The sequence below is a fragment of the Bradyrhizobium sp. WSM3983 genome (genome assembly GCF_000473045.1).
Lineage (GTDB): Bacteria > Pseudomonadota > Alphaproteobacteria > Rhizobiales > Xanthobacteraceae > Bradyrhizobium.
This window is the reverse complement of the sequence record NZ_AXAY01000051.1, coordinates 19780-29062: the sequence shown is the minus strand read 5'-3', so window position 1 is coordinate 29062 and position 9283 is coordinate 19780. Positions and strand designations below refer to the sequence as shown.

Below are 9283 nucleotides of genomic sequence, written 5' to 3'. Positions count from 1 at the left end.
CCCCTCACCTCTTGTGGGAGCGTGACGACGTCAAGGACGTCGTCCAAGACCGCCGGCTTTAGAAAATCGATTGTCATCGAACGGACGACGAAGGCAAAGCCGGGCGCATCGTTCCGAGCTTCTTCGAGCAGCGCTTGCTGATTGGTTCCGAGNAGGCGCAAGTAATTCGTTCTGCCGCGCTCCATGAACCGCAAAAAATTTGCGTGATAAACAATTTGGCCGGAATCTGTATCTTCAAAATAGACCCGGACCTGCAAGTGATGGCGTCCGCCGCGAATTTCGCCGTCAAGAGTGGCTGTCACGGTGCGGTTCCTCTGCTGCGCTTCCGGAACCAATGTCTTGCACAGACGCGCTTTTCTGAGCAAGCGGCAAAAATCTCGAGTTTGGCTCCTGCAGTCGGAAGCTCAGCGCCGCCACATGAATGCCGGCATGCACTGCGCGCGGTATCGATGGCGTCGCTAGTCGGGCACGCTGAGGCCAACCTGCTCGTCGACTACTTTTGGCTGCGGCCGGGGCCGCTCGATCTCCACCTTCAGCGAATTGGCGAACGCCATTGTTTCAGCGACGAGCGCAACGAGTTCGCTCTTCCAGTCATGCATTGACGTCCCCCCGCACGGCTCGGCCACGCTAACCGCGGATTGCTTGCAAGACCCTAGTTCGTTCGAAGCGATATGGGATTGCCGGAATGCCGGCCACCCTGTAAACGATCCCGGCACGCTGTCCGGCCGCCTTTCAGCGATTGCCCGCGGCGGGGGCCTGTAGCTCAATGGTTAGAGCCGGCCGCTCATAACGGTCTGGTTCCTGGTTCGAATCCAGGCGGGCCCACCAGCCTCTGTTATGCCTATACGTCCACTTTAAGTACGACTCGCTTGAGCTATAAGAGCGACTCGATTCCGGGCTTTAAGAACGACTCGATTTTGTAAGTCGATGCCCAGTCATCGGAAATCAGCGGCCAGTCGGAAGCCAAACATTAACGCCGCGAAGATTTCGCCGTAGGTAGCGTAAGCGGTTTTGCGGTGATCGCAATCGATTTTTGATCGTTCTCTGGCGCCAGCAGCCGCTGGACTGTCAGCAATGCCGGTGGTCCATCGCGATGCTGGGTGCTGGTGCTGGTGCTGAGGATGATGATGACGGTGATGATGCCGCCATGATGATGGTCGGCATGCCGATGAGCAGCAGCATCATGCTGATCATCGGCATGGTGCCGCAATGACCGCCGCCGGTTATGCCGGCCTTGGTTTTTCGAGACCTACTGTTAGGCTCGGGCCGCGGTGTCTTTCTTAACGAAAAGCGGCTCCGCGCTGTCTACCACTTCTTTCGGAAGCATCCTCAGCTGTTCTGCGTCGAATGGCAGATGAGTGAGATAGTTCGCAACCAGAGCCCCGACAGCTTCCGCCTGCGCTGCGTCTCGTTGTCGCTTAAGCGGCTCCCTGTCCGCACGCCGGGACAGCCAAAGCTTATGCGCAGCCCAAACCCGCGGGTCTGGAGCGACGATGCGCACAGGTTCGCCCTTTTCGTCGATCGCGACCGCCTCGAAGGCGGGAGCATTCTGCAGCCAATCGAGTCCTTCGATTTGCACGGCGGTCAAATCTTCCGGGTCAGAGCCGATCTTGTCGGGAGCTTTCTTCCAAGGTGGGCTCTGCATTGGCTTAATCAAATCGACGAGATAGCCGTCCCTGTTTACAGCACGGAACGTCTGCTTGGCGCGTTCGAAGCTGGTGTCCACTCGCTTGAGTATCTTCAGGAGCGATGACTCGGAGACGTCGTCGTCCGCGACAAACATAAGCCCGCCGCGCGCGTCGAACAGCAGATCGATGTCTTCAGTCGTGGCCAAGCCCGGATCGAGTCTGACACCGGAAGAGGCTTCATAACCGTAGATCGCGTTCGTCCCGAGAATCCGAATGCCAGAACCTAACATTCCGAAGCTGTCGAGAGCGCGCATGATCCGGGCTCCGATCAACGGTACACGACCCAAGCCGAGCGCACGATTGACTGCGGCCTGCCGCTCCATCGTATCGCGCAAGTTCTTTACGCGGTCTTCTGCCGCAGCGCGTTTAGCTTCGAAGTCGGCCTTCATCTTTTCAGTTTCGGGTGAACGCGGGCCCAGCGAGGCTTGCTTCCGGAGCCCGGCTTTGTCGTAGTAGCTCCGGACGAGGTATTCGCGGCCCTTGGACTCCACCCAGGTCAGGGAACCGCGATGAGTATCGTACGCCTCCTTGGCATCTCGCAGGGCCTGAAAGCGCTGCTGGCTATTAACCACCTCGCGGCGCTGATCATTGTTAAGCTCTTGAAAATCCATGGTTTCAACACTTCGATCAGTTTTCGTGGCCCTGCTGTTGAAACCGTATTTATCATTAAAATTCAAGGGTTTCAACAATTCCGTCGCTTATGACGCCAAACTGTTGAAACGGGGAACTTCGTCTCCCTTCATCGGCGCTTTGCTACCCGCCTCCACCAAACCAGCGGTCCAGCGCCTGTCTATCGGTTTCCTCTTCCGCGCGCGCAACATCGCGGTCTAATTGATAGATCAGATCTGCCAAGTGCCGATCGTCCAACGAAGGCACTAGGTCGACCGCTTCGTTTTCGATCACCCGCAGGGGGACGCCTTCTTCGTAGTGCCTGAAAGCTTCTCTCAGATGTTTCGGCAGCCATCGTTCGTAGCTGGCAAGGTCGACCCGGTGAGCGCTGTCGTACCGGCCCCGGGCACAACGGCTACGGAGGAATTCCTGATAGTCCTCGGCCCGCTTAGCTCGGGCTCTGGCCAGACGCGCTTGTTTGGAGATGGCGCTCCTCAGTTCGCGGAGTGCGCGTAGCTCGGCCGTTGCCGCGCATTCCCCAAACGCGACGTATCCTCGATCAAGGGTGCGCGCCAGGTAGGCGTGTTTCTCGGTCAAGCGCCCCTTGTGGCTCTTGACGAAGCGAGCTTCCCACACGTCGATGGCGATGCGCGATGCCACGCCCCGCAATATCTCGGAGTTGACCCGCCTCAGACTGAGCGGGTGGTGCTTCGGCACCGAGTGCAGCCCTGCATCGAAGACGTTGGTTCTCCGACAAGCTCAGGACTCGGCGGCGACTATGGCGACGCCAAAACAGACCGAGAATGTAGAAGCTCGGATCCTCCAGAGTGCACGGAGAGCTCTTACGTTTCACTCAGCGGGAGAGTGAACTTTCGTCGTCTTCGTTCGCGTCCGAGCAGCATCAAGGCGATCAACGCCGATAGGCTCAGCCCGGCTGAGACGAGAACGATGCCACGCCCCAAGGGCTCGATAAGCAATCCGATCGCGAGCGGCGCCAGCGCTTGCGCGATCCGCGACGGCGCTCCGATCAGCCCGAGCCGATAGGCGTAATTCTCCGCTCCGAAAATTGCCAGGGGCAGCGTCCCGCGCGCGATGGTGAGGATGCCGTTGCCGGCGCCGTGCAGCAGGGCGAAAGCTGCTGCGGCGCTGCCGCCGAACAGACCGATAACGCAGGCGCCCAGCGGATGCGTGATACAGGCCAGACGCGTCGAGACGAGCGGGTGGAAGCGCCCCAGCACGCTGGCCTCCAAAACGCGCGCAGCGACCTGAGCGGGTCCGATCATCATTCCGGCGACGACAGCCTGAGCCGGCGTTGACCCGAAGGTCTCGACGATACGCGGCAGATGCGCCGCCATCGCCGACGTCACCGTCCAGGCGGCAGCGAACGCAAACGACAACAGCACCATCGTCCGGTCGATCCGGATGTGCGGCTTGACCCTGGGTTCCTGCGATGCCGCGGCGCGCTCGGTCCGGGGCAACATCAGATTCAGCGGCAGCCCAAGTACGATGTGCGCCGCCGCCCACGCGAAGCAGGTCTCCCTCCAGCCGATCGTCTCGAGTCCAAGCGAGCTCAACGGCCAACCGACAGTGCTGGCGAAGCCGGCGATCAGCGTGATGCCGGTGATCGATGCGCGCGCGTCGCTGCCGTAGATGCGCCCCAGCGCGCCGAAGGCCGCGTCGTAGAGGCCGAGACCCATCCCGACGCCGAGCAGCAGCCACGCCGCCGACATCGTCCACACGGACGCCGAGGCCCCAAGCAGCGCGAGCCCCGCTGCGAGAACCAGATTCGAGGCGCAGAGGACCTGGCGTCCCCCCATGCGATCGATCTGGCGCCCGACTCGGGGTCCGAGCAGTCCCGAGATGACCAGCGATCCGGAGAACGCCGCGAAGAACCAGTTGCTCGAGATCCCGAGATCGCGCGCGATCGGATCGGCGAGGATGGCCGGCAGGTAGTAGCTCGAGCCCCACGCGAGTGTTTGGGCGGTACCGAGCGCCGCAACGACGCCGAGCCGTGATCGATCCACCTGAATTCTCCCTCTATCCGCGTCCCGTTATTTGGCTGGAATCGCGCTTTTCGTCTCGCCGGCGCGGGCCCAGAGAAGAGCGAGCGGGCCCAGCGAGATTCCGACCGCGAGGACGCTAAAGACCAGCATCCATCCGACGGCGCTCTGCGGACCGCCGGCGAAATCGAGCGCCACGCCCGTTCCCCAGGCGCCGGCGGCCGAAAGCCCGAAGCCTACGGTGGAATGAAGGGCGAGCGTCGCACCGCGATGTTCGCGGGTCCCGGCGGCCGACATGCCGGCGGTCAGCGCGCCGGAGTCGGCGGGGACGGTCAGGCCGTAGGCCAGCAGCAGGAACGCGACCGCCCACGCCGGCGCGCGCACGTTCAGGCCGATGAGCACCGCGACCGCGGCTGAGGCGATCATCACCGCCGTGATGGCGCGGTGGCGGCCGAACTTCAACGCGGCCTCGTTGCCAAGGATGCTGGCGGGCATGGACAAGACGGCGAACACGAAGCTCACCGCGACCGGCGACATCCAGGACGGGGCGCCCTGGTGCGCGATCACGTAGGTCCAGAACCCCACCAGCCAGGTCCTGACGCCGTAGAGCTCGAAGCAGTGGGCGCCATAGCCGAAGATATAGCCGAGCGCCTCTCGGTTCGCGAAAACCGGTTTGAAATCAAGTAGCCGTCCGGGCTTGTGCTCCGGCCTGCGCTCTTCCATCGTCAGGCACACGACGGCCATTACGACGGGTCCGATGCCGGTGAGCACGAATGCCGCCCGCCAGCCCCAATGGTCCGCGACAAGCTGCGCGACCAGGAAGGAAAGCCCGACGCCCAGCGAGAAGCTGGACGTGTAGAGCGTAACCGCTCGGGACGTATCTCCCGCCGGCAGCCGATCCGTCAGGGCCTTCAGACCCGGCATGTAGGCGCCGGCGAAGCCGAGACCCGCGAGCGACCAGATAGCCACGCCCGACCAGAAGCCGTCTGCGAACAGACCGAACGCGATCGTCGCAAGGCCGCTGACGATCGATCCGCAGAGAAGAACGAGGCGCGCGTCGATCCGATCGGTTAGCGTCGTCAGGACGGGGACCGCCAGCATGTAGCCAGAGGCATAGCCACTTGCGAGCAGCCCGCCTTCGGCCGCACTCAGACCCCAGGCAGGCATGAGGTGCTGAGCGAGATTGGCCGACAGCGCGACGTGCGGGAGCAGATTGCCGATCTGTCCGAGGCACATCGCCGCTATCAGCGAGCGATGCTCCAGTGCGAAGGGGCGCGTGCTCATCCCTCAGCCGCGACTACGAACACCCGCAGCCGGCGGCACCGGTCTGCTTCGCCCTCTCGTCGTCCGCGCAGCAGGCGGAAACGTCCTGCTTCGCTGGACCGCCGCAGCATCCGGCCGCGGAGCCGCTCTCGACGCCGCCGCGCGTGCAGACGCCGGTCTCGGGCAATTCAAGTTCGACCCGCGCAGCGGCTTCCTTGTCGCCGGCGATGTCGGCCGCGATCGAGCGGGCCTGTTCGTAGCCGGTGATCATCAGGAAGGTCGGCGCACGGCCATAGGACTTGATGCCGGCGAGATAGAAGCCGGGGTCGTCCTGGACGAGCTCTCGCGCGCCGTGCGGTCGCACGGTGCCGCAGGAGTGCTCGTTCGGATCGATCAGCGGTGCCAGCGCGACGGGAGCCTCGATCGCGGGATCGAGGCGGAGGCGGATTTCGCCCAGGAACGAGAGGTCCGGACGGAAACCGGTCGCGACCACCAGCTCGTCGACGACGATGCTGCGCCCGCAGCACGCCGACGAGGTCGCGATCCGGAGGCGGCCATCCGCCTGCGTGATGGCGGCGACGGGAAAGCCGGCTTCGACCAGGACCTGTCCGGATCCGACCAGAGAGGCAAAGCGGGCGCCGAGCTCGCCGCGAGCCGACAGCTTGTCGTTGGCTCCGCCGCCGAAGGCTTTCGCGGGCTCCGTTCCACGCAGCAGCCAGATCGGGCGCGTACCGGGCGCCTGCTGCGCCAGAGTCGTCAGGTCGGTCAACGTGCCGATCGCGGAGTGGCCGGCGCCCAACACCGCGACGGCTTTGCCGGCGAAGCGGGCCAGCTCCTTCCCCAGGACGTCGGGCATGCCGTAGGAGATCCGCGCTACGGCCTCGCGCTCGCCGATCGCGGTCAGGCCTCCCGCGCCGGCGGGATTTGGCGAGCCCCAGGTGCCCGATGCGTCGATCACGGCGTCGGCCCGCAGCGTCTCCGGACCCTTGCCGTTCTGGTAGCGGATTTCGAACTGAGCCTGCTCGCGGCCCTTGGTTTTCGCCTTGTCGAAGCCGGCACGTCCGACCGCCGTGACGCGGCAGGAGGTCCGGATCACGTCGCGCAGCGGCGTCTTGGTCGCCAGCGGCTCGATGTAGCGTTCGAGCAGTTCGGCGCCGGTCGGATAGACCTGCGGTTCCGGAGAATTCCAGCCGGTCGTCACGAGCAGCCGCGCGGCGGCCTTGTCAACGTTGTACTCCCAGGGCGAGAAAAGCTGCACGTGCTGCCATTGCCGCACGGAGTGACCGGCCTCCGGCCCGGCCTCGAGCACGATCGGCGTCATGCCGCGCTCCAGGACGCGGGCCGCGGCCGCGAGGCCAACCGGGCCCGCCCCGACGATCGCGACGCTTTTGCTCATGACATCCCATCCTTCTAGAATTATCGAAGCCGTGGACAATAAAAATTTCACGCCGCAGATTTCGTATCCGCGCACTTTTCGTCGGCGCAGCACTCTGCGACGAGAAAATCGACCAGACCCTTCATCGTGCCGTACTCGGCATGACAGACGAGCGTCGTGGACTCCCTGACCTGAGAGATCAGGCCCACCGAGACCAGCGTTTTGATGTGATGCGAGAGCGTCGACGGCGCGACCTTCAGCTTGGCCTGCAGGCGTCCGACCGGCATGCCGGCCTGACCGGCCCGCACCAGGGCGCGATAGATCTGCAGTCTGGTCGGATTGCCGAGGGCTTCGAGGCGGGCCGCGGCGTCATCGATCTTCATGTCTCGCACCCTACCTCCGAGCAGGGAGGAGTCAACTATATTTCTAGCATATTCGAAATAGTGCCTCTCTGTCAGGAAGCCGTCACAAATCTGAAAGCACATGCGTCCATAAACATCGACTTATGGACACCCTCGACAGCGCACGCGATCCGGCTCCCCCTATGCGGGAGTGCGGCTCCTGCTCGCTCTGCTGCAAGCTCTTGGTTATCGAGCCCCTGAACAAGCCCCTCGGTGGATGGTGCAAACATTGCGCCGTCGGCACCGGATGCCGCGTGTATGAGACACGTCCCGCCGAATGCCGGGACTTCCTGTGCGGCTTTCTCACGCTGCGAGAACTCGACGAAAGCTGGCGCCCCTCCACCTCCAAGCTCGTGATTTGCTTTGACCAGGGGGATACCAAGACGATGTTCGTCCATGTCGATCCCGCCCGGGCCGATGCCTGGACGCGTGCGCCGTACTATCCAAAGCTCAAGGAATGGTCGCGGCGAGCCGTCGCCGGACGCGGTCAAGTGATCGTCAAGATCGGTCGCCGCGCGATCGTCATCCTGCCCGATAAAGACGTGGATCTTGGGCCTGTCGGCGACGATGAAATGATCGCGACACAGGAATGCCGATCTGCACACGGCATCGAGCTTAATGCCATCAAACTCAAGCGAACCGATCCCCGCGCCGCCTTGGTGATACCGCCGCAACAGCGGGAAGGCATCGCATTCGGTTAAGAGAGGCAGGTCAAGACATCTAACCGCTAAACTTGCCCGGTATATGTCCGGAACCTTGGATAGTTGCGAATGGGTCGATGAAACGATCATTGCCGAGCACGAAGGCCATCGATGGGTTCGGCGGCCTCGCCCAAGCGACCCGGCTCACGGCTATCCGGCAACTCCTGTCGGCTCATCCCGATAGCTTGACGGCGGGCGAAATCGCCCGGCGTTGCCGCGTTCCTCACAATACGATGTCGACCCACCTTCGCATTCTCATGCGTGCCGGCCTCATCGAGGTCGAGCGGGATGGCCGGACGATGAACTACCGCGCGAACGTGAAAGCCTTTGAGGAGCTTATCGGCTTCCTCACCCGCGACTGCTGCAGGGGACGGCCGGATCTGTGTGGCTTCGAATCTGTCCCAGGGTCGACAGAATCCGACGAGACGGAAAGCTCGATCAATTCGATGACGCCCGCCTTCAACGTGCTCTTCCTTTGTACACACAATTCAGCGCGTTCGATCATGGCCGAAGCCCTGCTCGAAAGGTTCGGCAACGGACGTTTTAGGGCCTATTCCGCCGGCACGGAGCCTGCGCGCGCGCCGCTGCCCGAGGTGATCAATCGGCTCGCGGTCCTTGGTCATGACACATCCCGACTCCGCTGCAAGCCGTGGAGCGAGTTCAAGGGCCCGAATGCGCCGCGGATGGATTTCGTTCTCGCGCTCTGCGACGTCGCCTGTGGACCAATCCGTCAGGAGCTCGGCAGTCAATTGGTCATGGCGGCGTGGCCCTTGCCGGATCCGGCGCAGTTCAGCGGTTCGGCTTCCGAGCGGACCACCTTGCTCAACGAGCTCTATGCGATGATCCGGCGGCGCGTCGAAGCCTTCGCCGGCCTGCCGCTTCCGTCGCTGGATCGGTCGGCGCTGAAGGTGCGACTTGACGAGATCGGCGACACCATGCGCCTTGCGCCCTGATTACGGCTTCGCGCCCCGTTTCTTTCGACCGGAGCGGCTGTCGTGACCGACGTCCGGCCCGGACGGCTTCTGTTTTGCTGCGACTTGTTTGCGAAGGAAATCCAGCTCCAGCATCTTCTCGGCCAACTGTTTCTTCAGCTCGATGTTTTCCTTCTCAAGGGCCGAAAGCTCCGCCGTCTCACATCGCCCGGTTTCGGCCGACCGCGGAACCCCGCTTCGCGCCCTGCCCTTCGGTTCGGTTCGCCGCATCCACAAAAGCTTCCCAGTGTAACGCATGTTTCTCACGCCTGAAT

At 63.1% G+C, this 9283-nt stretch carries 12 protein-coding genes and 1 tRNA gene; 4 read left to right on the top strand and 9 right to left on the bottom strand.

Annotation, left to right across the window (positions count from 1 at the left end; all coding sequences use genetic code 11):
- Together YUA_RS0139215 and YUA_RS50710 are read right to left on the bottom strand one after the other, a co-directional pair.
- Nucleotides 1-302 (bottom strand): YbgC/FadM family acyl-CoA thioesterase (locus tag YUA_RS0139215; protein WP_035972357.1); only part of this gene is annotated, 302 nt, incomplete at its 3' end.
- Between the two features lie 156 nt (nt 303-458).
- Nucleotides 459-599, bottom strand: coding sequence for a hypothetical protein (locus tag YUA_RS50710; protein ID WP_156947598.1), 141 nt, complete (start codon nt 597-599; stop codon nt 459-461).
- A 153-nt stretch (nt 600-752) separates the two neighbouring features.
- On the opposite strand from YUA_RS50710, the gene YUA_RS0139205 reads away from it, so the two are divergent.
- Together YUA_RS0139205 and YUA_RS0139200 are read left to right on the top strand one after the other, a co-directional pair.
- Nucleotides 753-828 (top strand) — tRNA-Ile (locus YUA_RS0139205).
- A 205-nt stretch (nt 829-1033) separates the two neighbouring features.
- Nucleotides 1034-1213, top strand: a complete 180-nt coding sequence (locus YUA_RS0139200; protein WP_027535525.1) for a hypothetical protein — start codon at nt 1034-1036, stop codon at nt 1211-1213.
- Nucleotides 1214-1255: 42 nt separating this feature from the next.
- Here the strand turns inward: YUA_RS0139200 and YUA_RS0139195 are convergent, their stop codons facing one another.
- The 6 genes from YUA_RS0139195 to YUA_RS0139170 all read right to left on the bottom strand — a co-directional run bounded on the left by YUA_RS0139195 (nt 1256) and on the right by YUA_RS0139170 (nt 7318).
- Nucleotides 1256-2377, bottom strand: a complete 1122-nt coding sequence (locus YUA_RS0139195; RefSeq protein WP_245285376.1) for a nucleotidyltransferase domain-containing protein — start codon at nt 2375-2377, stop codon at nt 1256-1258.
- A gap of 64 nt (nt 2378-2441) precedes the next feature.
- Nucleotides 2442-2957 (bottom strand): hypothetical protein, encoded by a 516-nt coding sequence (locus YUA_RS0139190; protein ID WP_156947597.1) that lies wholly within the window; start codon nt 2955-2957, stop codon nt 2442-2444.
- A 182-nt stretch (nt 2958-3139) separates the two neighbouring features.
- A complete protein-coding gene (locus tag YUA_RS46495; protein WP_035972906.1) occupies nt 3140-4321 on the bottom strand; it encodes an MFS transporter in 1182 nt (393 codons plus the stop codon).
- Nucleotides 4322-4348: 27 nt separating this feature from the next.
- Nucleotides 4349-5533 (bottom strand): MFS transporter, encoded by a 1185-nt coding sequence (locus YUA_RS0139180; protein ID WP_035972919.1) that lies wholly within the window; start codon nt 5531-5533, stop codon nt 4349-4351.
- 61 nt (nt 5534-5594) lie between these two features.
- The gene (locus tag YUA_RS0139175; RefSeq protein WP_027535521.1) at nt 5595-6956 is read right to left on the bottom strand and encodes an NAD(P)-binding domain-containing protein; all 1362 of its coding nucleotides are present in this window, start codon (nt 6954-6956) and stop codon (nt 5595-5597) included.
- 47 nt (nt 6957-7003) lie between these two features.
- Nucleotides 7004-7318, bottom strand: a complete 315-nt coding sequence (locus YUA_RS0139170) for a helix-turn-helix transcriptional regulator (RefSeq protein ID WP_027535520.1) — start codon at nt 7316-7318, stop codon at nt 7004-7006.
- 122 nt (nt 7319-7440) lie between these two features.
- On the opposite strand from YUA_RS0139170, the gene YUA_RS46490 reads away from it, so the two are divergent.
- Both YUA_RS46490 and YUA_RS0139160 read left to right on the top strand, forming a co-directional pair.
- Nucleotides 7441-8037, top strand: coding sequence for a hypothetical protein (locus YUA_RS46490; RefSeq protein WP_156947596.1), 597 nt, complete (start codon nt 7441-7443; stop codon nt 8035-8037).
- 77 nt (nt 8038-8114) lie between these two features.
- The gene (locus YUA_RS0139160) at nt 8115-8990 is read left to right on the top strand and encodes a helix-turn-helix domain-containing protein (RefSeq protein ID WP_051383622.1); all 876 of its coding nucleotides are present in this window, start codon (nt 8115-8117) and stop codon (nt 8988-8990) included.
- Here the strand turns inward: YUA_RS0139160 and YUA_RS0139155 are convergent, their stop codons facing one another.
- Nucleotides 8991-9239: a hypothetical protein gene (locus YUA_RS0139155; RefSeq protein WP_156947595.1), complete on the bottom strand. Its 249-nt coding sequence runs from the start codon at nt 9237-9239 to the stop codon at nt 8991-8993. It abuts the gene before it with no gap.
- Nucleotides 9240-9283 lie beyond the last annotated feature (44 nt).